This window comes from Streptomyces sp. Je 1-4 4N24, assembly GCF_026239515.1.
Classification (GTDB): Bacteria; Actinomycetota; Actinomycetes; order Streptomycetales; family Streptomycetaceae; genus Streptomyces; species Streptomyces nigrescens.
On sequence record NZ_CP110836.1, the window covers coordinates 979,457 to 1,003,459 of the forward strand.

General features: G+C 70.9%; 22 protein-coding genes and 1 pseudogene. 12 read left to right on the forward strand and 11 right to left on the reverse strand.

The features are described 5' to 3' along the window. Nucleotides 1-34: 34 nt before the first annotated feature. From SLV14N_RS04025 to SLV14N_RS04035, 3 genes are all read right to left on the reverse strand, one after another. Complete coding sequence (locus tag SLV14N_RS04025; protein ID WP_263268085.1) at nt 35-1,585, reverse strand: SDR family oxidoreductase; 1,551 nt, start codon at nt 1,583-1,585, stop codon at nt 35-37. A gap of 88 nt (nt 1,586-1,673) precedes the next feature. Next, nucleotides 1,674-1,928: a hypothetical protein gene (locus SLV14N_RS04030; protein ID WP_263268087.1), complete on the reverse strand. Its 255-nt coding sequence runs from the start codon at nt 1,926-1,928 to the stop codon at nt 1,674-1,676. Between the two features lie 2 nt (nt 1,929-1,930). Beyond that, nucleotides 1,931-3,043, reverse strand: coding sequence for a LacI family DNA-binding transcriptional regulator (locus SLV14N_RS04035; RefSeq protein ID WP_263268088.1), 1,113 nt, complete (start codon nt 3,041-3,043; stop codon nt 1,931-1,933). A 328-nt stretch (nt 3,044-3,371) separates the two neighbouring features. Here SLV14N_RS04035 and SLV14N_RS04040 point away from each other — a divergent pair, with 328 nt between their 5' ends. From SLV14N_RS04040 to SLV14N_RS04065, 6 genes are read left to right on the forward strand one after another with little or no spacing between them, the layout of a single operon-like run. After that, nucleotides 3,372-4,664 (forward strand): sugar ABC transporter substrate-binding protein, encoded by a 1,293-nt coding sequence (locus SLV14N_RS04040; protein WP_263268090.1) that lies wholly within the window; start codon nt 3,372-3,374, stop codon nt 4,662-4,664. 14 nt (nt 4,665-4,678) lie between these two features. Continuing rightward, nucleotides 4,679-5,644: a carbohydrate ABC transporter permease gene (locus tag SLV14N_RS04045; RefSeq protein ID WP_263268091.1), complete on the forward strand. Its 966-nt coding sequence runs from the start codon at nt 4,679-4,681 to the stop codon at nt 5,642-5,644. Next, complete coding sequence (locus tag SLV14N_RS04050) at nt 5,641-6,525, forward strand: carbohydrate ABC transporter permease (protein ID WP_208679771.1); 885 nt, start codon at nt 5,641-5,643, stop codon at nt 6,523-6,525. The genes SLV14N_RS04045 and SLV14N_RS04050 overlap by 4 nt, the downstream gene beginning before the upstream one ends. A gap of 45 nt (nt 6,526-6,570) precedes the next feature. Continuing rightward, nucleotides 6,571-7,827, forward strand: a complete 1,257-nt coding sequence (locus tag SLV14N_RS04055) for a glycosyl hydrolase (RefSeq protein WP_208679772.1) — start codon at nt 6,571-6,573, stop codon at nt 7,825-7,827. 29 nt (nt 7,828-7,856) lie between these two features. Continuing rightward, nucleotides 7,857-9,950 (forward strand): endo-beta-N-acetylglucosaminidase, encoded by a 2,094-nt coding sequence (locus SLV14N_RS04060; RefSeq protein WP_263268093.1) that lies wholly within the window; start codon nt 7,857-7,859, stop codon nt 9,948-9,950. A gap of 55 nt (nt 9,951-10,005) precedes the next feature. Continuing rightward, nucleotides 10,006-13,047 carry a glycoside hydrolase family 38 C-terminal domain-containing protein gene (locus tag SLV14N_RS04065; RefSeq protein WP_263268094.1) on the forward strand — a complete coding sequence of 1,014 codons (3,042 nt, stop codon included), beginning with the start codon at nt 10,006-10,008 and terminating at the stop codon, nt 13,045-13,047. 38 nt (nt 13,048-13,085) lie between these two features. Here the strand turns inward: SLV14N_RS04065 and SLV14N_RS04070 are convergent, their stop codons facing one another. Then, nucleotides 13,086-13,385, reverse strand: coding sequence for a hypothetical protein (locus tag SLV14N_RS04070; protein ID WP_018092446.1), 300 nt, complete (start codon nt 13,383-13,385; stop codon nt 13,086-13,088). Between the two features lie 196 nt (nt 13,386-13,581). Between SLV14N_RS04070 and SLV14N_RS04075 the strand changes: the two genes are divergently transcribed. Both SLV14N_RS04075 and SLV14N_RS04080 read left to right on the forward strand, forming a co-directional pair. Then, entirely contained in the window at nt 13,582-14,607 is a 1,026-nt protein-coding gene (locus SLV14N_RS04075; RefSeq protein ID WP_263268096.1) for an esterase family protein, read from the forward strand. Between the two features lie 111 nt (nt 14,608-14,718). Further along, entirely contained in the window at nt 14,719-14,913 is a 195-nt protein-coding gene (locus tag SLV14N_RS04080) for an antitoxin (RefSeq protein ID WP_127154347.1), read from the forward strand. Nucleotides 14,914-15,175: 262 nt separating this feature from the next. On the opposite strand, the gene SLV14N_RS04085 is transcribed toward SLV14N_RS04080, so the two are convergent. From SLV14N_RS04085 to SLV14N_RS04105, 5 genes and pseudogenes are all read right to left on the reverse strand, one after another. Then, on the reverse strand, nt 15,176-15,379 hold the full coding sequence (locus SLV14N_RS04085; RefSeq protein WP_006601696.1) for a cold-shock protein: 204 nt from the start codon (nt 15,377-15,379) through the stop codon (nt 15,176-15,178). A 292-nt stretch (nt 15,380-15,671) separates the two neighbouring features. Continuing rightward, complete coding sequence (locus SLV14N_RS04090) at nt 15,672-16,880, reverse strand: D-alanyl-D-alanine carboxypeptidase family protein (protein ID WP_263268102.1); 1,209 nt, start codon at nt 16,878-16,880, stop codon at nt 15,672-15,674. 200 nt (nt 16,881-17,080) lie between these two features. Then, nucleotides 17,081-17,962 carry an endonuclease I family protein gene (locus SLV14N_RS04095; protein WP_263268104.1) on the reverse strand — a complete coding sequence of 294 codons (882 nt, stop codon included), beginning with the start codon at nt 17,960-17,962 and terminating at the stop codon, nt 17,081-17,083. A 198-nt stretch (nt 17,963-18,160) separates the two neighbouring features. Further along, nucleotides 18,161-19,193 (reverse strand): annotated as a pseudogene (locus SLV14N_RS04100) (MFS transporter); the annotation flags it as partial. Nucleotides 19,194-19,292: 99 nt separating this feature from the next. Then, the gene (locus SLV14N_RS04105; RefSeq protein WP_208679779.1) at nt 19,293-19,919 is read right to left on the reverse strand and encodes a bifunctional 2-polyprenyl-6-hydroxyphenol methylase/3-demethylubiquinol 3-O-methyltransferase UbiG; all 627 of its coding nucleotides are present in this window, start codon (nt 19,917-19,919) and stop codon (nt 19,293-19,295) included. A 159-nt stretch (nt 19,920-20,078) separates the two neighbouring features. Here SLV14N_RS04105 and SLV14N_RS04110 point away from each other — a divergent pair, with 159 nt between their 5' ends. Further along, nucleotides 20,079-20,513 carry a hypothetical protein gene (locus tag SLV14N_RS04110; protein ID WP_263268106.1) on the forward strand — a complete coding sequence of 145 codons (435 nt, stop codon included), beginning with the start codon at nt 20,079-20,081 and terminating at the stop codon, nt 20,511-20,513. Between the two features lie 25 nt (nt 20,514-20,538). On the opposite strand, the gene ligD is transcribed toward SLV14N_RS04110, so the two are convergent. Then, nucleotides 20,539-21,486, reverse strand: a complete 948-nt coding sequence (gene ligD, locus SLV14N_RS04115; protein ID WP_208679781.1) for a non-homologous end-joining DNA ligase — start codon at nt 21,484-21,486, stop codon at nt 20,539-20,541. A 30-nt stretch (nt 21,487-21,516) separates the two neighbouring features. On the opposite strand from ligD, the gene SLV14N_RS04120 reads away from it, so the two are divergent. Together SLV14N_RS04120 and SLV14N_RS04125 are read left to right on the forward strand one after the other, a co-directional pair. Next, nucleotides 21,517-22,632 carry a Ku protein gene (locus SLV14N_RS04120; protein WP_263268107.1) on the forward strand — a complete coding sequence of 372 codons (1,116 nt, stop codon included), beginning with the start codon at nt 21,517-21,519 and terminating at the stop codon, nt 22,630-22,632. A gap of 47 nt (nt 22,633-22,679) precedes the next feature. Further along, a complete protein-coding gene (locus tag SLV14N_RS04125) occupies nt 22,680-23,054 on the forward strand; it encodes an RNA-binding S4 domain-containing protein (protein WP_018092436.1) in 375 nt (124 codons plus the stop codon). Nucleotides 23,055-23,115: 61 nt separating this feature from the next. Here SLV14N_RS04125 and SLV14N_RS04130 read toward each other — a convergent pair whose 3' ends face one another. Further along, on the reverse strand, nt 23,116-23,544 hold the full coding sequence (locus SLV14N_RS04130; RefSeq protein WP_208679783.1) for a YchJ family protein: 429 nt from the start codon (nt 23,542-23,544) through the stop codon (nt 23,116-23,118). A gap of 196 nt (nt 23,545-23,740) precedes the next feature. Here SLV14N_RS04130 and SLV14N_RS04135 point away from each other — a divergent pair, with 196 nt between their 5' ends. Then, nucleotides 23,741-23,935 carry a hypothetical protein gene (locus SLV14N_RS04135; protein ID WP_208679784.1) on the forward strand — a complete coding sequence of 65 codons (195 nt, stop codon included), beginning with the start codon at nt 23,741-23,743 and terminating at the stop codon, nt 23,933-23,935. The last annotated feature ends 68 nt before the right edge of the window (nt 23,936-24,003 follow it).

Genomic DNA, 24,003 nt, shown 5'->3' on the forward strand with positions numbered 1-24,003 from the left:
CAACCTGCTTGCCCGGAGGGCAACTTGACGACCGTCAGGATTCGGCGCGGGCCGCTCGCTCCGGACGGCTCCGGTGCTCGGCCGCCGCCGCGGCCGCGATGTTGCGGGCCATCCCGCCGAACACCGCGGCGTGGAAAGGGGAGATGGACCACCAGTAGGCATGGCCGGTCAGTCCGTGCGGGTGGAACAGGGCCCGCTGGCGGTAGAGCGTACGGCCGTGGGCATCACGGCCGACCGTCAGCTCCAGCCAGGCCAGGCCGGGGAGCCGCATCTCGGCGCGCAGCCGCAGCAGCCGGCCCGGCTCGACCTCCTCGACGCGCCAGAAGTCGAGCGAGTCACCGACCCGTAGCCGGCCGGCGTCCCGTCGGCCGCGGCGCAGCCCCACCCCGCCGATCAGCCGGTCCAGCCAGCCGCGCACCGCCCAGGCGAGCGGAAGGGAGTACCAGCCGTTGTCGCCGCCGATGCCCTCGACCACCCGCCACAGCACCTCGGGCGGGGCGTCCACGGTCCGCTCCCGGCGGTCGGTGTAGAGGCTGCCACCGGCCCAGTCGGGGTCGGTCGGCAGCGGATCGCTCGGTGCTCCGGGCACCGCGGCATTGGACCAGTGGGTGGCGACCTCGGCGTCCCGTACCCGGCGCAGCGCCAGTTCCAGGGCGTCGTCGAAGGCGATGGGGTGCCCCGGCGGGTCCGGGTCGGGGACGTAGCGGGCGATGTCGTGCTCGTGGCAGACGACCTCGTGGCGCAGCGACTCGGCGAGCGGGCGGGCCAGGCCGGGCGGCACGGGGGTGACCAGCCCGATCCAGAGGCTGGACAGGCGCGGGGTGAGCATCGGCACGGGGAGGATCAGCCGTTCGGGCAGCCCGGCCACCCGTGCGTAGCGCTGCATCATGTCGCGGTAGGTGAGGATGTCGGGCCCGCCGATGTCGAAGGCCCGGCTGACGTCGTCGGGGAGGCGGGCGCAGCCGACCAGATAGCGCAGCACATCGCGGACGGCGACCGGCTGGATGCGGGTGCCCACCCAGCTGGGGGTGACCATGACCGGCAGCCGCTCGGTGAGATAGCGCAGCATCTCGAACGAGGCCGAGCCGGAACCGATGATGACGGCGGCGCGCAGTACGGCGGTGGGGACACCGGACGCCAGCAGGATCTCCGCGACCTCGGCCCGGGAGCGGAGGTGGGGCGACAGCTCCTGGCCGGGGATGCCCTCGGGGGTGAGGCCGCCGAGGTAGACGATTCTGCGGACTCCGGCGGCGCGGGCCTGCCGGGCGAAGATCTGGGCGGCCCGGCGGTCGGTGTCCTCGAACCGGCGGCCGCTGCCCAGGGCGTGCACCAGGTAGTAGGCGACCTCGGCACCGGCCATCGCGGTACGGACCGAGTCCTCGTCGGTGACGTCGCCGCGCAGCACCTCCGTCCGCCCGGCCCAGGGATGATCGCGCAGCTTCTCCGGTGCCCTGGCCAGTGCCCGTACGGCATATCCGGCCGCGAGCAGCTCGGGGACCAGACGGCCGCCGATGTAGCCGGTGGCGCCGGTGACCAGGGCGCGCGGGCGTGCCGTGGGCTGCGGGGCATCGTCCGTGCCGGCCATGTGCGGGGCCTCCTCCGGCGGGTAGCAGCACGACCAGGCTGCCCGCCAAGTCTGTCACCGCTCCCTGCGCCGGGCATCACGACGGAGGTCAGGTCGGGTCCTGCCGGGCCTTCCGGGTCAGGTCGACCTGTCGGAGCGGGCGGAGCTTCTTGTCCGGGTCGAGCTGCCGGCCGTGCTCCGCGGCGACGTCCAACAGGCCGCGTGCGCCGACGCCCCGGTACGTGTGGAACCGGAAGAAGGCCTTGGTGTCCGTGGGCTTCTTCCGGCCGAGGCGCTCGCCGATCCGGGCGCGGTAGAGCTCAAGGTCACCGGCACGCTCGTGCCGCCGGGGCCATGGCCCCACGGTCAGCCGGGCGGGGGCGTTGCGGTGCTCTCCCGTGCCTCCAGGTGCGGCAGTTCACCCTGGACGGTCCGCAGCGGGCCGCCGTCGAGGACCGCGAGGAGTTCCTGGGCGGCGAGCCTGCCGAAGCCAGGGGTGTCGCGGACGAGCGCGGTGAGCCGGGGGTGGGTGACCCGGCACAGCGCCGAGTCGTCCCAGGCCACGATCGACAGCGCGCCCGGTACGGGGATACCGCGCCCGGCGGCGACCGAGGCGCCCGCCACGGCCATCACATCGTTGTCGTAAATGAGCGCCGTCGGGGGCCGCGCGGCGTCCAGGAGACGGCGGGTGGCCTCGGCTCCCTCGGCGTCGGAGTAGTCGGTGGTCACCGAGTGGACCTGGCGCCGGTCGAGGCCCCGCCGGTCCGCTTCGGTGCGCAGCGACTGGATCCGGCGTGCGGTGTGGGCGAGGCCGGGCAGCCCGGCGATATGCACGATCCGGCGGTGTCCGAGGCCGTAGAGGTGGTCCAGGACCCGTGCCATGGCCTTGGCGTCGTCGGCCCAGACGGTGGAGAGCAGCGGGTGGGGCGGGGTGGTGGCCGGTTCGGTGGCCGGCTCCGCGGGGTCCGGTCCGGGGGTGGCCGGGCCGCCGACGACGACGGCGGGCAGGCCGAGTGCGGCAAGCAGCTCCGGGCGGGGGTCCGCGGTGCGCGGGTCGACCACGAGGACGCCGTCCACCCGTCGTTCGGCCCACCAGCGGCGGTAGAGCGCACACTCGGCGTCGAGGTCCTCGACGACCTGGAAGAGGAGCGCGATCTGCCGCGCGGAGAGCACTTCCTGGATGCCGGAGACCAGTTGGAGGAAGAAGGACTCCACACCCAGGGTCTGTGCGGGCCGGGCGAGCACCAGCCCCATGGCACCGGCGCGTTCGCCGGACAGGGCGCGGGCGGCGCTGTTGGCCTGCCAGCCGAGTTCCTCCGCGACGCGGCGTACCCGGGCGCGGGTGTCCTGCGAGACGCCCGGCCGGTCGTTGAGCGCGAACGAGACGGCGCTCTCCGACACCCCGGCCCGGCGGGCGATGTCCTTGATCGTCGGCCGGCGGGCCGGCTTACGCCGGGCCGCCTCACCGGGCGCTGTCATGGCGGGCTCTCCCTCGTACTGAACCGCATTAGTGCGCCTCAGTCTGATCAGCGTCGAGTGACCTGTCAAACGCCGTCCGGCTGCCCCTGATCAGGACAACTCATCCCTCGGCCGAGAAAGTTGACCGACGGGGTGTTGACACCTACTAAAACGCATTAGTAGCGTCTGCCGCATCGTCGCCCGAGGACTCGGGTAATCATCGGCACAATGACCAGCACAATGACCGGAAAGGCAGCCGCATCATTTCCGGCTGCCGTAAAGCAATCGGAATTCCGGCCGGTCGCGAAAATTTCCCTGGTGTCCGGTCCGAGTGAAGGAGCAGCCAGCCATGCGTATATCCCGCCGAGCAGCCGCCACCACCGCCGCCCTGGTCACCTCGGCGCTCACCCTGACCGCATGCGGTTCCTCGGGGGGAGCCGGCGGATCGGACAGTGCCTCGGGGAAGGTCGAAGGCCGGGTCACCTTTCAGACCTGGAACCTCAAGGCCAATTTCAAGAAGTACTTCGAGGGGGTGATCGCGGACTTCGAGAATAAATACCCGGACGCCGAGATCAGATGGGTGGACCAGCCGGCCGAGGGATATCCGGAAAAGCTGAGCGCGGACGCCGCCGGCGGCACGCTGCCCGATGTCGTCAATGTCTCGCCGGATCTCGCCTATCCGCTGGCCAAGGCCGGGATCGCGCTCGATCTGGAGAAGACCGCCGGGAAATACCGTGGAGAATATCTCGACGGGGCGTGGGAGAGCCACCGGATGCCGGGAATGACAGGCGTCTATGCCTTCCCCTGGTATCTGAACACCGGGCCGATGTTCTACAACAAGGACCTCTTCACCAAGGCCGGGCTCGATCCGGAGCGGCCGCCGACGTCGTACGACCAGCTCTTCAAGGACGCCGTGACCATGGCGCGCAAGAGCGACCGGAAGATCGCCATGCTCGCCGGCACCCCGTCGATCGAGGACTTCGGACGCTATGGCGTGCGGCTGATGAACGCCCGGGGCACGGAGTTCACCTTCAACGAGCCCAAGGGCGTCGAGCTGCTGAAGCACTACAAGGAGCTGTATGCGGCCGGGGCGCTGGACTCACAGGCGCTCACCGCGCAGGCCGAGTCCGCGGGGCGCAAGTTCCAGCAGCAGTCGGTGGCCATGAATCCGGGCAGCGCGCTCGACCTGGAGAACTTCAAGAAGGAGGCGCCGGGCCTCTACCGGCACATCGGCATCACGGACGCGGTCAACAACACCGGTAAGGCCAATATGTACGTCCAGGGCCTGATGGTGAATGCGCAGAGCAAGGTCAAGCCGGCGGCGGTGGCGTTCGCGCACTTCGTCACCGACAAGAAGAACCAGATGGCCTTCGCCAAGGAGGTCACGATCTTCCCCAGCACCAAGGGCTCGCTGGACGATCCGTACTTCACCAAGGAGGACGGCACCGATGCGACCCGGGTGCGGGTGGCCTCGGCCAAGTCGCTCAAGACGGCGGTGAATTACACCCCTGTGCCGCTCAGCGACCAGATGAAGACCGTGCTGCGCAATGCGGTCGCCAAGGCCGTACAGGGAAAGCAGTCTCCCCAGGCGGCGCTGGACGGCGCGGTCGCCGAGTGCAATCGCCTGCTCAAGGCCGCCTGAGGCCGGGGTATTTCGTGAAGACCGGAATGACACCGCGCGAGCGGTTCACAGTGGCCGATGCACCGGCCGTCACTCCCCCGCCGGCCCCGGCGCGGCGGCCCGCCCGAGGCACCCGTACGCAGCTGCCGTCCAGTCCGTGGCTCTTTCTCGCTCCCGGCCTGCTGATCGTCGCCGCATTCAGCCTGTATCCGTTTCTGAGCACGGTGGCGCATTCGTTCACCGATGCGCGCACCCTTACCGCGGGGCAGTTCGTCGGCGGCGCCAATTACCGGGAGCTGGTCCATGACGCCATGTTCTGGACGGGGCTGCGCAACAGCCTGCTGTACGTCCTCGGGGTCGTGCCGCTCCTGGTGATGCTGCCGCTGCTGCTGGCGATGCTGGTGCAGCGGCACCTTCCCGGAATCACCTTCTTCCGGGCCGCGTTCTACACGCCGGTGGTCGCCTCCGTCGTGGTGGTCGGGCTGATCTGGGTGTGGCTGCTGGACGACCGGGGGCTGATCAATGCGCTGCTGGAGGGGCTGGGCCTCGGCAAGGTCGGCTTTCTCAGCGATCCCTGGCTGCTGCTGCTCAGCGCGATGGCGGTCACGGTCTGGAAGGGCCTCGGCTACTACATGATCATTTATCTGGCGGCGCTGGCCAATGTCCCCCGGGAGCTGCACGAGGCCTGCGCGGTGGACGGAGCGGGGGCGGTGCGCCGCTTCCTGACCGTCACCGTCCCCGCGGTGCGCTCCACGATGGTGCTGGTGGCCGCGCTGTCCTCGGTCGGGGCCTTCAAGGTGTTCTCCGAGGTCTATCTGATGGCCGGTCCGACCGGCGGCCCCGGCGGGGAGGACACCACCTTGGTGATGCTCGTCCAGCAGGTCGGCACCGGCCTCAGCGGCCGGGTCGGCTATGCCTCGGCGCTGTCCGTCGTGGTCTTCGTCCTCACGCTCGGGCTGATGCTGCTGGTGCTGCGGGCCAACCGGAAGGAGGACGCATGAGCGCCACCGTGCAGCGGGAGCCGGACCGCCGGGCCGGGTGGGCGCGCGGCGGGCGCCGGCTACCGCGGTGGCGGTTGCTGCTCCGCTATCTGCTGCTGCTCGCCGTTCTGGCGCTGACCATCGGTCCGTTCCTGTGGCAGCTGTCCACCTCCCTCAAGGGCCCCGGCGAGGACATCTACCGCTATCCCCCGAGCCTGCTGCCGCACCGGTTCACGCTGGACAACTACGCCGGCGTCGCCGAGACCATCCCCGTCTGGGACTTCGCGCTGAACTCCCTCAAGGTGGCCGTCACCAATGTGCTCACCAACTGCGCGGGGGCGGCGCTCGCGGGCTATGCGCTGGCCCGGATGCGCTTCACGGGCCGGAAGAGCGCGCTGGTCGTGTTCATCATGGCGATGCTGGTGCCGGTCGAGAGCATCATGATCGCCCAGTTCGTGACGATGCGGGAGCTGCAGCTGAACAACACCCTGCTCGGGGTGGTGCTGCCCGGCTGTATCGGCGCCATGAATGTGCTGCTGATGCGCAATGCCTTCGCGACCCTGCCGTACGAGGTCGAGGAGGCCGCGTTCGTCGACGGCGCCAACGCCTGGCAACGGTTCGTACGGATCGCGCTGCCGTCGGTCCGGGGCACCCTCGCGGTGGTCGCGATCTTCGCGTTCATGGGGGCCTGGGACGACTTCCTGTGGCCGCTGATCGTGCTGAGCGACCAGTCGAAGTTCACCCTGACCATCGGGCTGAACTTTCTGCACGGCACCTTCGCGGACAACCAGCGGCTGGTCGCGGCGGGCACCGTCATCGCCGTTCTCCCGCTGATCGTGCTGTTCGCGTGTCTGCAGCGCTCCTTCTTCCGCGGCGTCGGCGAGGGCGCCGTCAAGGGCTGACCGCCCGCCCCGCCGTATCCCCGCCCCCATACCCCCAGGAGCCCCATGCGCTTCGGTGTCAACTACACACCCACCCACGGCTGGTTCCACCACTGGCTGGACTTCGACCTGGATTCCGTACGCGCCGACCTCGACTCCATCGCCGGGCTGGGCCTGGACCACATCCGGGTCTTCCCGCTCTGGCCGCTGTTCCAGCCCAACCGCACCCTGATCCGGCCGCGCGCCGTGGAACAGCTGGTGCAGCTCGCGGACGCCGCGGCCGAACGCGGCCTCGAGGTGAATGTCGACGGACTGCAGGGCCATCTGTCGAGCTTCGACTTCCTGCCCGCCTGGACGCAGACCTGGCACCGCCGCAGCCTCTTCACCGACCCCGAGGTGCGCTCCGGCCAGGAGGAGTATCTGCGGACACTGGCCGCCGCGCTCGCCGACCGGCCCAACTTCCTCGGGATGACGCTCGGCAACGAGATCAACCAGTTCTCGGACCGGCCGCATCCGGATCCCGACCGCATCACCGACGAGCAGGCCGCGGCCTGGCTGGAGCGGATGCTGGCGGCGTGCGAGCGGGGCGCGCCGGGCCGGATGCATCTGCACGCCGCCTACGACGCGGCCTGGTACCAGGACGGGCATCCCTTCACCCCGGCGCACGCCGCCCGGCTGGGCGCCGTCACGGCCGTGCACTCCTGGGTCTTCAACGGCACCGCACAGCGGCACGGTCCGGCGGGCACCGCCACCGAGCACCACGCCGCCTACCTCATCGAGCTGTCCAAGGCCTGGGCCACGGACCCGCACCGCCCGGTCTGGCTCCAGGAGGTCGGCGCGCCCGCCCCGCACATCCCCGAGGACCTCGCGGCGCGGTTCACCGAGGCCACCGTCACCGCCGCGCTGGACTGCCCGGACCTCTGGGGCATCACCTGGTGGTGTTCGCACGATGTGCCGCGGTCGCTGGCGGACTTCCCCGAGCTGGAGTACGGGCTGGGGCTGCTCGGCAACGACCGTACGGTCAAACCGGCGGGGCGGGCCCTCGCGGCGCTGGTCGCACAGTGGCGCGGCCGTACGCACCGCCCGCCGGTCCGCAGCACCGCGCTGACCGTCGACGCCGGCGAGGCAGAGGCCGCGCCCCGCCGCTCGGTGTGCGCACCCGGCGGCCCGGTCTTCGAGGCCTGGTCCGAGCTCTCCGCCCAGGGGGTCCGGCCCGCCCTCGTACTGTCCGAACTCGCCGCGGACAGGGCACATTTGACGTCCCGTGGCATCACCGAGGTCTGCACACCCGATGACGTCGGCCGCACCCCGCGCCGGCCGTGACCAACCGTCCCCCACCGGAGGAGCACCTCATGAACCGGCAACCGTTCCCCGTCTCCCGCCGCCGGGTGCTGCTGGCCGGGGCAGGCACCGCGGCCGCGCTGCTCGGTCCGTCCTCCGGGGGCGGCACCGCGGCGGCCGCCGGCCGGCCCCGGGCCGCCGCCGCGGACTCCTTGCAGCCGTATGCCTCGTACTGGTTCCCCGACTCGCTGCCGTCGGGCACCCCCGGGGACGGCATCACCTGGCGGAGCCTGGCCGCCTGGACGCCCGCGACCGACCGGGATCTGGCGTTCAACACCGCGACGGTGCCGCTCGCCGAGCGGTTCACACCGGTCCTGGCGAACACCACGGCCCGCACCGGGCAGGCCCGGATCAGTGCGCTCGCGGCCTTCGACCACACCGCGGGCAACCCGTCGCAGGGCTCGGCGACCGCGGACCACTACGCGCCGACCCACTGGGCGTACCTCGATGAGCTGGTCTTCTGGGGCGGCTCGTCCGGCGAGGGCCTGATCCTGGCGCCGAACGCCCCGGTCGTCGACGCCGCCCACCGCAACGGTGTCCCCGTCCTGGGCACGGTCTTCCTCCCGCCGGTCGCCTACGGCGGGCAGCTGCGCTGGACCCGCGATCTGGTGCAGCGGGACGCGGCGGGGCGCTTCCCGCTGGCCGCGAAGCTGGTGCAGGTCGCGCGGGTGTACGGCTTCGACGGCTGGTTCCTCAATGCGGAGACCGGTGGTGGCGATGCCGCGCTGGCCGGCGAGATGCAGGCGTTCCTGCGGGCCCTGCGCGCCGCGGGCGCCGGGCACGGTCTGCGGATCACCTGGTACGACGCGATGAACCGGACCGGACAGGTCGGCTGGCAGGGCGCGCTGGACGAGCTCAATCAGCCGTTCTTCCAGGACGGCGCCGGGCCGGTCGCCGACTCGATGTTCGTGGACTTCCGGTGGAGCGCCGGACGGCTGGCGGACTCCGGCCGGCTGGCGGAGGAACTGGGCCGCAGCCGCTATGAGTTGTGGGCCGGGGTCGATGTCGAATCGGCGGGCTGGGACAGCGGCACGGACTGGGAGGCGATCCTCCCCACCGGGCGCGACCACGTCGTCTCGTACGGTTTCTACCGCCCCGAGTGGACCCTCAGCCATCTGCCCGCGGGGCGTACGCCCGGCCAGTTCCATGCCGCGGACGACCGGTTCTGGTCCGGCGAGGGCCTGGATCCGACCCGGCCGGGCGGCACGGGCGGCGGCTGGCGGGCGCCGGCCTCCGCCGTCGCCGACCGCTCGACACTCACCTCACTGCCCTTCGCCACCACCTTCAACACCGGGCACGGACTGCGCTGGTACGAGAACGGTGCCGCCACCTCCGGCACCCCCTGGAACCACCTCGGGCTGCAGGACCGGCAGCCGCCGAGACGCTGGGCGGTGCGCACGGCGGGCCCGCGCCCGGACGTGTCCTTCGACTTCGCCGACGCCTGGCGCGGCGGCAGCAGTCTGCTGGTGCGGGGCGCCCTCGACCGGCCGGCCACCCTGGAGCTGTTCCCCGCCCGGCTGCCGGCCGGCGCCGCCACGGTCCTCGACCTCACCCATCGCACCGACCCGTCGTCGGGGCCGGTGACCGTCGAGGTGGCGGTCGCCCTGCGCGAGGCGCCCGCACCGGGCGAACCCGCCCCATACGTCCATCTGCCGGCCGGGACCCTCCAGCCGGGCGACGGCTGGCGCACCGTCTCCCTGCGCCTCGGCGCCCTCGGCACCGGGACCCTGCATGCCCTGGGGGTGCGGCTGACCGGCCGTGGCGGCGCCGCGGTGGCCTGGCGGCTGGGGGCGCTCGCGGTCCGCGACGGCACCGCGTCCCCGGCCGCGCCGGGCGGGCTGACGGTCACGGGGACCGCCTCCGCGGACGGGGTGACCGCGGCGCGGCTGAGCTGGCGGCGCGCCACGGGACCGGTGCGCCATTACGAGCTGTATCGCCAACTGCCGGACGGGCGGCGGGAGTTCCTCGGTGGCACCTGCGGCACGGCGTACTACGTGGCGGGCCTGCGGCGTGCGGGGGACGAACCGGCCGCCCGGCTCGAAGTACGCGCGGTGCACGAACTGTTCACCGTCTCGAAGCCGTCGAAGGTCCAGCTGCCCTGGTGAGCCCCCGCGGTGACCGCCGTCCTCCCCTCCTCTCAACGCTATGGAGCCCTCTCCCATGCATGACGACCGTGCACTGACCGAAGCCCGCCTCAAGCGCGTCCTGGAGGAGCGCATCCGGCCCGCCCTGTATCCGCAAGCGGTCCCCCTGGAGGTCGCGGCGTGGGTCGCGCCGGGCGAGCCCGTGCCGGTGGCGGAGGGACTGGCCGCCACGCATACGCCGGTGGCGGTGGGTGACGCCTGGGGCGCGCCCTGGGGGACGACATGGTTCAAGGTCTGCGGTGAGGTGCCGCGCGAGTGGGCCGGCCGCACCGTGGAGGCGGTGCTCGACCTGGGCTTCGACGAGCGGATGCCGGGCTTCCAGTGCGAGGCGCTCGTCCATCTGCCCGACGGCACCCCGGTCAAGGCGGTCAATCCGCGGAACCAGTGGGTGCGGGTAGGCGCCCCGGTGCGCGGCGGTGAACGCGTCGAGTGGCATCTGGAGGCCGCGTCCAACCCCGTCATCCTCGATGTCCACCCGTTCCGGCCGACGCCGTTGGGCGACCGGGAGACGGCGGGCAGCGCACCGCAGTACCGGCTGGCGCGGATGGATCTGGCGGTGTTCGACACCGAGGTGTGGGAGCTCATCCAGGATCTGGAGGTGCTGGGTGAGCTGATGGCGGAGCTCGCGGTGGACAGCCCCCGGCGCTGGGAGCTGCTGCGGGCGGCGGGCCGGGCGCTGGACGCGGTGGATCTGCAGGATGTCAACGCAACGGCGACGGCGGCCCGTTCGGAACTGCGGGAGGTGCTGTCGGCCCCCGCCGGGGCCTCCGCGCACCGGATCAGCGCGGTGGGGCATGCGCATATCGATTCGGCGTGGCTGTGGCCGCTGCGCGAGACGGTGCGGAAGGTGGCCCGTACGACGTCGAACATGACGGCGCTGCTGGCGGACGAGCCGGAGTTCGTCTTCGCCATGTCGCAGGCGCAGCAGTACGCCTGGATCAAGGAGCACCGGCCCGAGGTCTACGCCAAGGTCAAGAAGGCGGTGGCGGAGGGACGGTTCGTTCCGGCGGGCGGCATGTGGGTGGAGTCGGACACCAACATGCCCGGATCGGAGGCGATGGCCCGGCAGTTCGTGCACGGGAAGCGGTTCTTCCTGGAGGAGTTCGGCATCGAGAACGAGGAGGCGTGGCTGCCGGACACCTTCGGTTTCGCCGCGGGGCTGCCGCAGATCATCAGGGCGGCGGGGTCGAAGTGGCTGCTGACGCAGAAGATCTCCTGGAGTCAGATCAATGCCTTTCCGCATCACACCTTCCGCTGGGAGGGCATCGACGGCACCCGGATCTTCACCCACTTCCCGCCGGTGGACACCTACAACTGCCAGATGGCGGGCAGCGAAATGGCCCATGCGGCACGGAACTTCAAGGACAAGGGAGTGGCCAGGCACTCGCTCGCGCCGACCGGCTGGGGCGACGGTGGCGGGGGCGCCACCCGCGAGATGATCGCCAAGGCGCGGCGGCTGCGCGATCTGGACGGCTCGCCGACGGTCGAGTGGGAACGGCCCGCGGATTTCTTCGCGAAGGCGGAGGCGGAGTACCCCCAGGCGCCGGTGTGGGTGGGCGAGCTGTATCTGGAGCTGCATCGCGGGACCCTCACCAGCCAGGCGGGGACCAAGCGCGGCAACCGGCGCAGCGAACAGCTGCTGCGGGAGGCCGAGCTCTGGTCGGCCGCGGCGGCCGTCCTGGCCCACCATCCCTATCCGTACGAGGAGTTGGACCGCATCTGGAAGACGGTGCTGCTCCACCAGTTCCATGACATCCTGCCCGGTTCCTCCATCGCCTGGGTGCATCGCGAGGCGGCCCGGACCTATGCGGCGGTCGCCGCCGAGCTGGAGGACATCGTCGCCGCCGCGCTGGCCGCACTGACCGGCCGCGGCGGCACGGAGCTGACGGTGAACTCCGCGCCGCACGCCCGCGGAGGTGTCGCGGCGGGAGCCGTGGGCCCCGCGGTGAACGAGGGGCCCGAGGTGTCCGCCGTGCCGCGCGACGGCGGCGGGTTCACCCTCACCAACGGTCTGCTGCGGGTCGGCATCGACGGCCGCGGCCTGGTGGTCTCCGTGTACGACCTGGCGGCCGGCCGCGAGACGGTGGCGCCCGGCGGGGCGGCGAATCTACTGCAGCTCCATCCGGACTTCCCCAACATGTGGGACGCCTGGGACGTGGACGCCTTCTACCGCAATGTCGTCACCGACCTGACGGACGCGGACGAGGTCGTGCTCGGCGAGGTGTCCCGGGAGGCGGCGACGGTGCGTGTCACCCGGACGTTCGGCGCCTCGCGGGTGGTGCAGTCGCTGACGTTGGCGCGCGGGCAGCGGCGGCTGGACCTGGGCACCGAGGTCGACTGGCACGAGACCGAGAAGTTCCTCAAGGCCGCCTTCCCGCTGGATCTGCACGCCGAGCGCTATGCGGCCGAGACCCAGTACGGCCACGTCCACCGGCCCACCCACACCAACACCAGCTGGGAGGCCGCCAAGTTCGAGGCCTGCGCCCACCGGTTCGTACACCTGGAAGAGCCGGGCTGGGGTGTCGCGCTGGTCAATGACGCGACCTACGGGCATGACGTCACCCGTACCGTCCGGGAGGACGGCGACCGTGGCACCACCACGACCGTCCGGGTCTCCCTGCTGCGCGCCCCGCGGTTCCCCGACCCGGAGACCGACCAGGGCGTACACCGCTTCCGCCATGCGCTCGTGCCGGGCGCCGCCATCGGGGACGCGGTACGCGAGGGCCATCGCCTCAACCTGCCCGAGCGCCGGATCACCGGTGCCACGGCGGTGCCGCCCCTGGTCACGGCCGACAATGACGCCACGGTGATCACCGCGGTCAAGCTCGCCGACGATGAGAGCGGCGATGTGATCGTCCGCCTCCACGAGGCACACGGCGGGCGGGCCGTCACCACCCTCACCACCGGCTTCGAGCCGGCCGGCGCCGTCACCACCGATCTGCTCGAACGCCCCACCGATGACGGCCCGGCGATCGAGCGGCAGGGAAACACCCTGCGGATGCGGCTGCGCCCGTTCCAGATCGTGACGGTGCGGCTGACCCGGGCGGACGGCCGGTAGCGGCGGTCGGACGGGGGCGGAGAGCCCCGGGGCGTGGGTTACGCCCGGGGCCCGCCCCACCTCGGCCGGGCGTCCCGGCGCAGCTCCGGCCGCCGTTCACGCCCGGAGCCGCGCCCGGGGCCGCCGCCCCATTCCTGGCCGCGGCCCGTGTCATGGCCGTACGGCGCCTCGTGGTCCGGATCCCGGCTCGGGTCCAGGCCCAGCATGTCCATCAACAACGACAGATCGTCCGCGTTCCGCGCATGGCCGGCCAGCGCCTTCCTGGCGAGCCGTCGTTCCTCGTCACACGGCCCGGCGCGCGGGGCGGGATCATCGGCACTGCGGTGTTCATCGCTCACCGCTGCATTCTCGGCCGGACCACGGGACCCTGCCCGTCGAGCGGGCCGGGGACCGCCCGGTGGAAAACGGCGGGCCGGCGCTGCTCCATACGGGTGGGACGAGCCCCGCGGCCCGGCCCACGGCAAGGGAACCTCCCCCACCCCTTTTCCCTCTTTATGAGCACTTGCACGTGATCACTCAGCCGCGGAGCCTCCCTTGAAACGCCCCTACGCCGTCGCGCTCGCCCTCGCGCTCGCCGCCTCCTCCTCGCTGCTCGCCGGCTGCTCGGACGCCGGAAAGCCGGTCGACTTCAACGCCGGCGGAAAGGGCGACGGCGCCGCGCGGGCCAGGCCTGTCGATGACGACACCCTGATGCCGACCGGCCCGAAGAGCGACTTCCGGATCACCCGGACACTGGACGACGGCACCCATATAGCGCGGGCGACGCTGCGGGGCCAGAAATCCGGAGTCACCGGAAGCGTCTGGGTCTGGGCTCCGAAGGAATACGGGGACCCGAAATACGCCAAGAGCGGATTTCCGGTGCTGATAGCCCTGCCGGGCGGTCTGGGCAGCCCCAAGGAACCGGGCGGGGTCACGAACTACTGGGTCGGCGGCGACATCGAGCTGCAGGAAAACCTCACCCAGTGGACCGCGGAGGGCAAAAGCCTGCCGTTCATCGTGGTGATGCCGATGCTGAACCCGGACACCCGGTACCACGACGCCAGCGACATACCCGGCAGCCAGAAGATGGGAACCTGGCTGACGGAGGACGTCGTCCAGCTGACCCGGGCCAATTTCCGGACCTTCAAGTCCCGCGACGGCTGGGCCTTCATGGGGTCGTCCTCGGGCGGCTTCGCCGGGCTGAAGTCGGTGCTGAAGCACCCGGACAAGTTCAAGGCGGCGATAGCCAGCGGCCCGGACATGGCGCCGGATTCGCCGTTGTGGGCGGGCCATCAGGCGGAGAAGAACGCCAACGATCCGGAGAAGCTCGCCCAGCGCCTGCTGCAGAAGGGCGGTCCGGACGTCTATCTCGCCTTCCAGGCCGGCTCCAGCGAGCCCACCGCGGTCACCGCCCCCATACAGCGCTTCCGGCGGGCGTACGGCAAGGGCCCGATCCACACCTCTCTGCAGATCATCCCCGGCGGCCGGCACAACGCCTGGGACTACCAGAAGGGCATGGCCGCCGGTTCGATCAAGTTCATCAGCGACCGGATGAAGGCACCGGTCCCGAGCGGCTCCTGAACCGGGCGCCACGGCAGCCGGGGCGTGCGGCGGCGCCCCGCGCGCGGATGCAGATCGTCTGGGAGAGGGCGATGCTGGAGTCGTGGGGGACCTTCGTGAGGAGGACGCATCATGTCCATGATGGACAAGATCAAGAGCATGCTGAAGGGCCACGAAAGCCAGACGGAAAAGGGCATCGACAAGACCGGCGACATGGCCGACGAGAAGACCCAGGGCAAGCACAAGGGCCAGGTCGACACCGGCCAGGAGAAGCTCAGGGACGAGTTCGGCGGCGGGCAGGGCCCGGATCAGCCACCGCGGCCCTGAACCGGCGGCTCACCCGGCGGTCACCCCGCCGTTGCGCCGTTGCGCCGTTGCGCCGTTGCGCCGAACGGATGATCACTGTGTAGTCCGCCCGGCCGGCCCCTGACGTGCTGATGCCGGACGATCCGCGGCGACCGCCGCCCGTGAGGCCGGCGGCACGCTGCCGTGAAATGCGGCCGACCGGGTGAGGCCGGGGCCGCACACCACACGACGGTGCCCGCCCCGGGGGTTCGGGAGCGGGCACCGAGGGGCGAGTCCGCCGGGCCTACGCCAGCCGGATCTTCTCCGCCTGGGGGCCCTTGTGCCCCTGGGTGACCTCGAAGGTCACCTTCTGGCCCTCCTGCAGCTCGCGGAAGCCCGTGGCGTCGATGTTCGAGTAGTGCGCGAAGACGTCGGCGCCGCCGCCGTCCTGGGCGATAAAGCCGAAGCCTTTCTCCGAGTTGAACCACTTCACCGTGCCGGAAGCCATGTCCGTCTCCTTCGTTCAATGGGCTCGAATCGGCTTCCGCGTTGCTGCGGAACCCGGAGGTGATCGCCCTGGTCCGGAGACGCGCTACACAGCAAGGACGCCCGTGAAGGCGACACGGGCGTCCGGCACTTCGGAACCACGACAGCTGATCAGGACGCTACACCGAGCAACGCCCGGCAGGCCGCACAACCGTGGCTGACGCGTCGCCCTTCACCGGGCAAGGCCATCCGGTGTCCTCCGTATCCCTGACCGATCGGATGTATGTACGACGACCGGCGGCACGGGGACGGCCTCAGGCGGACTCGGACCCGCCGCTCGGACTCTCGCGCACGGTGCGCCGGCGCCGCCACAGAACGGTGCCGAGCCCGGCGACGGCGATGAGCCCGACGGCTCCGGCAGCGGGCAGGAACCACCGGTACCGGGTGAGCCGCTCGCCGTCCGGCTGCGCCGCGACCCCGGCCTTGTGCAGCGGCACCGACCGCGGCCGGTGGGCGACGGACCCCGGCCGGTGGGCGACGGGCTGCGGTTCACCGGTGCGCTCACCGGGCGCCATGGTGGGGAGCACGCCGACGGCCGCGGCCCGGGGAGCCGCCTCGAAGCCCCAGTCCAGCAGGTCGCGGGTCTCCTCGTAGACGGCGTTCCGGCCGCCGGACTGCGGATTCATGAGAGTGACCAGCAGCGTCCGGCCGTCGCGTCGGGCGGCGGCGATCAGGGTGTTTCCGGCGTGGGTCGTGTATCCGTTCTTCACCCCGATCAGTCCGTCGTACGGTCTGACGCCGCGTGAGCCGACCAGCAGCCGGTTGGTGTTCTGGAGGGTGAACGCGTCCGGACCGCCGTCCTGCGGGAGCTCGGCCCGTTTCGTCGAGGCGAAGTGGGCGAAGTCCGGGTCGGTCAGCCCGGCCTGCCCGAAGAGTGACAGGTCGTAGGCGGACGAGACCTGTCCCGGGGTGTCGAAGCCGTCCGCGGACTCCACCCGGGTGTCGCGGGCGCCGAGGCGGCGGGCCGTCTCCTGCATGTCGTCGATGGTCTTGCGCCAGCCGCCGTTCATGCCGGCCAGGGTATGGACGGCATCGCTGCCCGAGCTGAGGAAGACGCCGTGCCACAGATCGGCGACCTGGTAGGGCATGTCCTCCTTGAGGCCGGCGAGGGAACTGCCCGCCTCGATCCCGGACAGGTCCTCGAGAGAGACGGTGTGCACCGCCCCCTGCGAGAACTTCGGCAGCACCGTCAGGGCGAAGAGCGTCTTGAGCGTGCTGGCGGGTGGCAGTGGCCGGTGGGCGTCCTTGGCCGCGAGGACCTTGCCGTCGGTCAGGTCCGTCACCATCCATGACAGGGCGGAGACCTCCGGCGGCTCGGGCACCTCCCGCCGGGGCAGGTACTGCACTCCGCGCCGGTCCAGCCGGCTTTCGGAGTCGGCCGGTTCGGCCGGTTCGGCCGCGTGTGCCCCGGGCCGCAGATCGTCGATGCCATGCGGGCCATCGGCGGCTGCCGGACCGGGCACGGCCCACAGACTCGCGGCACAAACGGTGGCGGCGGTAACGACTCTGACGGGGGCCCAACTCACGCTCGACATGTGGCCACGCTAAAAACGACCGCGCCCGGGCGCCGGTTGGCCTACGCCATCCGATGCGCGGGCGCCCCGACTGCCGTACGCGGTGGGCCGGACCCGGCGGAATCACCGCCGGGCCCGGCCGGTAGGGGTTACCAGATCTCGTCGACCCACTCGGGGTGGTCGATGAACGGGTTCCTGTTGTGCTGGTACTTGTCGAATATCACCTGGTTGCGACGCTTTTCGAAGGTGTCCGGCGGGTCCTCCTGGCTCCACTGCTTCAGCACGGAGAGCCGGCCGATATGCGGCTGGGAGCCGTTGTCGACGTTGTCGTTGGGTTCCAGATCGGGGAATCCGTCGCCGCCGTCGTAGCGGACGGCCATGTAGAGGATCATGCGGGCGACATCGCCCTTGACCGCGTCACGGGGCTCGAAGGAGTCGTCGTCGGTGGAGTTGCCGGGCGCCTCGTCGACCTTCGTCCCGCCGTTGTCGAAGTCCTTGTTGCCGCGGATGCTGTTGACGGACACATCCTCCGGGCGCAGATGGTGGATGTCGGTGCCGGGGCCGGTGTCGGTGCCGAAGTCGCCGTGGGACTTCGCCCAGACGTGCTCACGGTTCCAGTCGTCCGGGTTGCCGCCGTTGGAGTTCTTGCTCTGCGAGCGGCCGGTGTACAGCAGGATGACGTTCTCGCTGTTGTCCGGGTCCTGGTCGGTTTCCTTGAGGGCGTCCCAGACCTGGGAATACGTCAGCTTTCCGGTCTGGGTGCTGCTGATGATGCGGTGCAGCGAATCCTTGAGCGCCTGGCCGGTCTTGCCTTCGGCGTCCTTGTAGTACGTGTCGTCATACGACGTGTCGTCAGCCGCGCGGGCGGACAGAGATGAGTGCGCGGCGGCGGAGGCGACAGCGGCACGGTGCGGTGCGGCCGGGGTGGCCGTCGCACTCGCCGGAATCTGTACGGCCACCGCGGTCAATACCGTGCCGGCGGCGATGGCCAGCGCGATACGGGCGCGACGGGTCACGCGGGTGTTGTCCACGAAGGGTGTCCTCTCCCCGAATTGTGGCACCGAGTCGTGAAAATGTGGGGCACGACCGGCGCCGGCCGTTGGGAGCGGCCGCTGGCAGCTTTCCATCGCGGTAATCACCACAGTGTGAACATCGGGGAAGAGTTATGTGTCCACCCCGTGGCAATCACCGAATTCCCCCGAAATTGCCCGCCGGCCGCCGATCCCCCGTCAGGACCGCGCCGCACAGACCGCTTTCGGTTCGGAAGCCACGGAAATCGCGGATTCCGGGTGATCCGTGACGGGTGCGGCGGATACGGGTGCCACCGGAGAGCGACGCAGGAGGTCGGGCACCAGGGTGCCGGCCCCGATGATGAGCCAGCGCGGCACCGAGCCACAACGGGCCGTGCAGTCCGAAGGAGTTGATGGCCAGTCCGCCGCCCGAGGAACCCACGATGACGCCGAGGGTGATGAAGGACGAATGCACGGTGTTCACCAACGGGCGTGCATTTCCGGTCCGTTGAACCCGGGTGACCATCGCCGGATTCATGGTGACCCCGACCAGGCCGATGCCCGTCATCAGCGCCACGGCCGGCACGGGGAGGTGGGCGAAGACGGCGAATCCGGCGAGGAAGAGGAAATTGAGCGTCAGGCCGACGAGTTGGACACCCACCGTGTACCGGTCCGCCAGTCGTCCGACGACGGTGTTGCCGATAACGGTGGCCGCGCCGTATCCGACGAGCAGCAGCGGAACGGTTCCGGCGGCGAATCCGGTGACCTCGGTGAGAATCGGGTGGAAATAGCTGAATGCGGAGAACGTCGCACCGATGATCAGAGTGCTGGTGGACAGCACCAGCCACAACCGGGGATTCCGGAAGACCACCAGTTCCTGCCGGACACCCCCGCCACCCTCGGCACGGCCCAGCCGGGGAATTCCCGCGAGAGTGGCCACCGCGGCGAGAACCGTGATCCCCGAAATGACCCAGAACGCCATCCGCCAGCCGAAATGCTCACCGACGAGCGTGGACAGCGGAAGCCCCAGAAGCGTGCCGAGCATCAGTCCGTTCATGACCAGCGCAAGGGCACGGCCACGGACCTCCGGGCGGGCCAGTTGCACACAGAGCGACAGGGCGACACCGAAGAACGCCTGTGAGGCGACGCCGGTGACGATCCGCGCCATCAGCATGACCCCGTAGCCCGGCGCGAGGGCGGCCAGCACATTACCCGCCAGGAATATGCCGAACAGGACCATCAGCGCCGCCTGCGCCCCGCCTGCGCCGAGGACTCTACCCATAATGGACTGATCGTTCCAAAACTTTGAATGCCGGACCCGAGGCCGAAGCGGCGGGCCCGTGCCTGGCGTTCAGCTGCGCGGCTTGTCCCACACCAGCGAATAGCGCCACAGCAGATGGCGGCGGAAGCGACTGCCCGGCAGACAGCCCCGTGCGGCGCGCCGGACCTCGCCCCACGCCATGGCCGGGTCCTGGACCGGCATCTCCGGCGGCCCGGAATTGCCGCCGTGACGCCGGGCGAGGAACCGGGCCGCGGGAACACCCGCTCCGCTGACGATCCAGTCCAGCGGCGTCCGGTTCCTGGCCAGCCCGACGAGGACGAGCCGGCCGCCGGGGGCGAGCAGACCGGTCATCCGGTGGACCGCTGCGGTGAAGTCCAGGTGGTGGACGACCGCCACGGCGGTGAGGAAGTCGAAGCCGCCGGACGGCGCCCCGTCCGGCGTCATGAAGTCCGCCTCGACGAAGGCGGCGTTCGGGACCTGTGCACTGCGCTCGCGGGCCAGCCGGACCATCGCGGCCGAGCGGTCCACCCCCGTCACCTCGCGGATCCGCCCCGCCAGTTTGCGGACCAGCAGCCCGTCACCGCATCCGATGTCCAGCGCCCGGCCACAGCCGTCGGGCACGGCGTCGAGCACCAGCCGGTGGTAGTGCACATTGTGGTTCCAGTACGGGTGCGGTGCGGCGTAAGAGTGAGGCATCCGGCCAACCGTAACGAGGCGGGTGGGGCGCCTTGGGCTCATCGGGTGAACCCGCGCTCCCCGCGCAACCGAACCGGTGCCGCCCGGCTTCCGAAGAATTGACAGCCTCATTCACCGAACCCCTTGGACCCTTCGGACCGTGAGTTGTGGAGGCCCCCCATGTCGCACTACCGCCCCACTCCCCCGCCCTACGGCGTGACGCCGGAGTATGCGCTCGCTCCCCCGCGCCCCGAGGAACGCCTCGGCGCGCCCATGGCACCGCAGGCGCCGCCGCCCCCGCCCGCGTACCGCACGGACCATGTGCTGCCGCCGCCGCGCCCGGAGGACCGGCTGCACTTCGGCCCGCCGCATCCGCAGGACCGGCCGTTCATGCCCCCGCGCCCCGAGGAGCAGCGGCAGGGGCCGGTGGCCATGCCCGATCGCCGGCGGCTGGATCTCCAGGCCGCGCTGACCGCGGCCGGGGTCGCCCCGACGGACGGGGATCTCGCCGCCCTGGCGGAGATCACGGCCCTGGGCGACACCACGGTCGGTGCCGTCATCAACTGGCTCGGGACCGCCGCGCGCGCATCATGGCCGCGGCCGCACGCGGTGTGAAACGCGGTGTGAGCGGCCCGCCGGCCTAAGCCGAACCCCGGGCGGACCCCGGCCGAGGGGGTGCCGCCGATGCGCGGGAGGGCGCCGCGGCGGGCAGCGGGCGGGCGCGGTCCGGGTCGAGGAGCGGGGCGAGCAGATCCCCGTGGAGTTCACAGCGTGGCGCGATCTCGTCGAAGAGAAAGGTGAGTTGCCGCGGGTCGGTGCAGTCGGCGATCTCGTCCCAGGTGACCGGGGCCGAGACGGTGGGGGCGGCACGGGCCCGCAGGGTGTAGGCGACCGCGGTGGTCTTGGCGGCGGCGTTCTGCGAGAAGTCGATGAAGACCTTGCCGGGGCGCAGCGCCTTGGTCATCTTGTGCACGACCAGGTCCGGCAGGGCCGCCGCGGCCTCGACGGCGAGGCTCCTGGCGTAGGCGGTGGTCCGCTCGGACGGTGTGGGCTCGACGGGCACGATGAGGTGCAGACCCTTGGAGCCGCTGGTCTTGGCACAGGCATCGAGGCCGTCCGCCGCCAGCCGGTCGTGCAGCCACTGTGCCGCGGTGCAGCACTCCACGATGGTGGCCGGGGCACCGGGATCGAGGTCGAAGACGAGCCGGTCGGCGACGCCCGGATCCTGCCGTGTCCACTGCGGGGTGTGCAGCTCGACGACCAGGTTCGCGGCCCAGACGAGCGAGGGCAGGTCCTGCAGCAGGACCTGCCGGGTGGGCCCCGACGTCGAATGGGGGACCTCGCAGGTCTTCACCCAGGAGGGCGTGCCGGGCGGCACGTTCTTGGTGAAGAAGCGCTGGCCGTCCGGCCCGTCGGGGTAGCGCAGGAAGGAGAGCGGCCGGTCGTGGAGGTGGGCCAGCAGCGGGCCTGCGATGGTGGTGCAGTAGTGCAGCACCTCGCCCTTGGTGGTGCCCGTCTCGGGATAGAGGACCTTGTCCAGGTTGGTCAGCGAGAGGCGCCGCCCCTCCACGACGGTCATCGGCGACATACGATGAGAATCCCACACAAGGGATGAAATATGCGTTCTATATGGAATGGGTCCATATCGTTCGGTCTGGTCACCATCCCCGTGAAGACCTACAGCGCCACCGACCGCACCTCGTCGGTGTCTTTCGTGCGCATCCACGATAAGGACGGCGCACAGATCCAGTACCGGAAGATCTGTGAACTGGACGGCGAGGAAGTCCCTAACGAGGAAGTCGGCAAGGGCTATCAGGCGCCGGGTGACGACGCCATCGTGCCGATCACCGACGAGGATCTGTCCCGGCTGCCGATGCCGACCGCCAAGACGCTGTCGATCCTGTCGTTCGTCGACCCCGACGAGATCGACCCGCTCCAGATGGACAAGGCCTACTACCTGGGGCCCAACGGGGCGGCCGCCACCAAGCCGTACGCGCTGCTGCGGGAGGCCCTGGAGGACCACCGGAAGGTCGCGCTCGGCAAGGTGGCGATGCGGGGACGGGAGTCACTGGCGATGCTGCGGGCGCACAACGGGGCGATCGTGATGCATACGCTGCTGTGGCCGGATCAGCTCCGGCCCGCCACCGGTGTGGCACCCGACGAGGTCGAGCTCCGCGAGAACGAGCTGACACTGGCCGAGACCCTGATGGACTCCCTGGGCGAGCTGGACCCCGCGGAGCTCCACGACGACTACCGCGAGGCCGTCGAGGAGCTGGTCGCCGCCAAGCTGGAGGGCGAGCCGGTCGCCCCCGCGGCGTCGGGCACGTCCGGCGCCCAGGTCATCGATCTCACGGCGGCGCTGGAGAAGAGTGTGCGCGCGGCCCGGGGAGGCCAGGAGGCCGGTACCGAGGCGGAGCCGGCGTCCGTGACGCCCATACGGGGGCGGAAGGCGGCGAAGGAGGGCGAGGCCGAGCAGGGTGCCGCCAAGAAGAGCGGTGCGGCCGGCAAGAAGGCAACGGCGAAGAAGACCGCCTCGGCCACCGCGAAGAAGGCGCCCGCGAAGAAGACGGCGCCCGCCCCGAAGGCCGCCGGCGGGCGGGCGAAGGGCACATCGACGGCCAAGAAGACCGCAGCCACCGGTACTTCCAAGAAGGCCGCATCGAAGAGCACTGCCAAGAAGAGCACCGCCAAGAAGACCGCGGCCAGGAAAACGAGCAAGAGGTCGTCCGCGTAGGGCCGTCGGGCCCCCTCGACGGCGGGCGTCCGTTCTAGAGTCTTGGTATGGCTTCAGACGAGGGGACCACCCGCATCGACAGCTGGATCTGGTCCGTACGGCTCACCAAGACCCGTTCGCTGGCCGCGGCGGCCTGCCGCGCGGGGCACGTACGGGTCAACGGTGAGCGGGTGAAGCCGGCCCATGGCGTGCGCAACGGCGACGAGGTGCGGCTGCGGCATGCGGGCCGGGAACGGATCGTGGTCGTCTCACGGCTGGTGCGCAAGCGGGTGGGCGCGGCCGTCGCCGCGGAGTGCTTCATCGACAACAGTCCGCCGGCCCCGCCGCGCGAGGAGATCCCGGTGATCGGGCATCGCGACCGCGGCACCGGGCGCCCCACCAAGCGCGACCGCCGCGAGATCGACCAGCTGCGCGGACTGTGAACCGGACCGGCCCCGCGCACCACGGGGGCCGGTTCCGGGGCGGGCCCGCGACAGGTGTGCCCTATGCCGACGGCACCGCGTCGAGGTAGAGCCACTGGCCGCCCTCGCGGACGAAGCGGCTGTGCTCGTACTGGCTGTCGGCGTGGCCGTGCAGACTGTAGTGGGCGCGGAATTCCACGGTGCCTTCGGTGTGGAAGGCGCTGCCGCCGGTCGTGCCGAGGATGTCCAGGCCGGTCCACCGCTGTGCCGGTTCGAGGTCGAGGCCGGCCGGGCGGGTCGTCGGGTGCCAGGTGCGCAGCAGATATCCGGTGTCACCGACGGCGAAGGCGCTGTAGCGCGAGCGCATCAGGCGCTCCGCAGTCGGGGCCGTGGCGCGCCCCTCATGGAAGGCGGCACAGCAGTCGCGGTAGGTCTCGGCACGTCCGCAGGGGCACGGCGAGGCGGGGGTGACAGCGGCGGGGCGGCGGGGCTTGTTCTTCTGCTTCGACACCTCACGATTGTGCCGGGTCGGCGGGAGCGGGACGCGACACGCCGAGCACACCAGGACCCGGCACGCCCTGGAGATACCCCCATTTGGGGAATTTCACTGATAAATCACCCATTTGTAGCTTTTGGTGGCTTGATACGTGCTGTGAGGCTGGAAGAACTCATGGTGTCCGTCCCCACCACCCAGGAGAGAACCCCCCATGATTCTGTCCATTTCCGGCGTCGTCCTGCTCGGCATCATCGTCTTCCTCTTCTTCCGGAAAGACGGCCTGAAGTTGTCCCACGCTCTGGTCTCCGCGCTCTTCGGGTTCTACCTCGCCAGCTCCGCCATCGCGCCCAGCATCAAGGCCGGCGGGGCGAGTCTGGCGAGCCTCCTCGGGGGGATCAAGATCTAGGGGCCGGCCGCAGTCCGCTTCCGGCGCACCACCACGGGTCCCGCCCGAACGGGCCGCACCGGCTCCCG

Bases quoted from the DNA above. Each gene is read 5' to 3' on its own strand.
- SLV14N_RS04025 (WP_263268085.1), bottom strand. From the start codon at position 1,585: ATGGCCGGCACGGACGATGCCCCGCAGCCCACGGCACGCCCGCGCGCC.
- SLV14N_RS04035 (WP_263268088.1), bottom strand. From the start codon at position 3,043: ATGACAGCGCCCGGTGAGGCGGCCCGGCGTAAGCCGGCCCGCCGGCCG.
- SLV14N_RS04040 (WP_263268090.1), top strand. From the start codon at position 3,372: ATGCGTATATCCCGCCGAGCAGCCGCCACCACCGCCGCCCTGGTCACC.
- SLV14N_RS04050 (WP_208679771.1), top strand. From the start codon at position 5,641: ATGAGCGCCACCGTGCAGCGGGAGCCGGACCGCCGGGCCGGGTGGGCG.
- SLV14N_RS04055 (WP_208679772.1), top strand. From the start codon at position 6,571: ATGCGCTTCGGTGTCAACTACACACCCACCCACGGCTGGTTCCACCAC.
- SLV14N_RS04060 (WP_263268093.1), top strand. From the start codon at position 7,857: ATGAACCGGCAACCGTTCCCCGTCTCCCGCCGCCGGGTGCTGCTGGCC.
- SLV14N_RS04065 (WP_263268094.1), top strand. From the start codon at position 10,006: ATGCATGACGACCGTGCACTGACCGAAGCCCGCCTCAAGCGCGTCCTG.
- SLV14N_RS04080 (WP_127154347.1), top strand. From the start codon at position 14,719: ATGTCCATGATGGACAAGATCAAGAGCATGCTGAAGGGCCACGAAAGC.
- SLV14N_RS04085 (WP_006601696.1), bottom strand. From the start codon at position 15,379: ATGGCTTCCGGCACGGTGAAGTGGTTCAACTCGGAGAAAGGCTTCGGC.
- SLV14N_RS04105 (WP_208679779.1), bottom strand. From the start codon at position 19,919: ATGCCTCACTCTTACGCCGCACCGCACCCGTACTGGAACCACAATGTG.
- SLV14N_RS04110 (WP_263268106.1), top strand. From the start codon at position 20,079: ATGTCGCACTACCGCCCCACTCCCCCGCCCTACGGCGTGACGCCGGAG.
- ligD (WP_208679781.1), bottom strand. From the start codon at position 21,486: ATGTCGCCGATGACCGTCGTGGAGGGGCGGCGCCTCTCGCTGACCAAC.
- SLV14N_RS04120 (WP_263268107.1), top strand. From the start codon at position 21,517: ATGCGTTCTATATGGAATGGGTCCATATCGTTCGGTCTGGTCACCATC.
- SLV14N_RS04125 (WP_018092436.1), top strand. From the start codon at position 22,680: ATGGCTTCAGACGAGGGGACCACCCGCATCGACAGCTGGATCTGGTCC.
- SLV14N_RS04135 (WP_208679784.1), top strand. From the start codon at position 23,741: ATGATTCTGTCCATTTCCGGCGTCGTCCTGCTCGGCATCATCGTCTTC.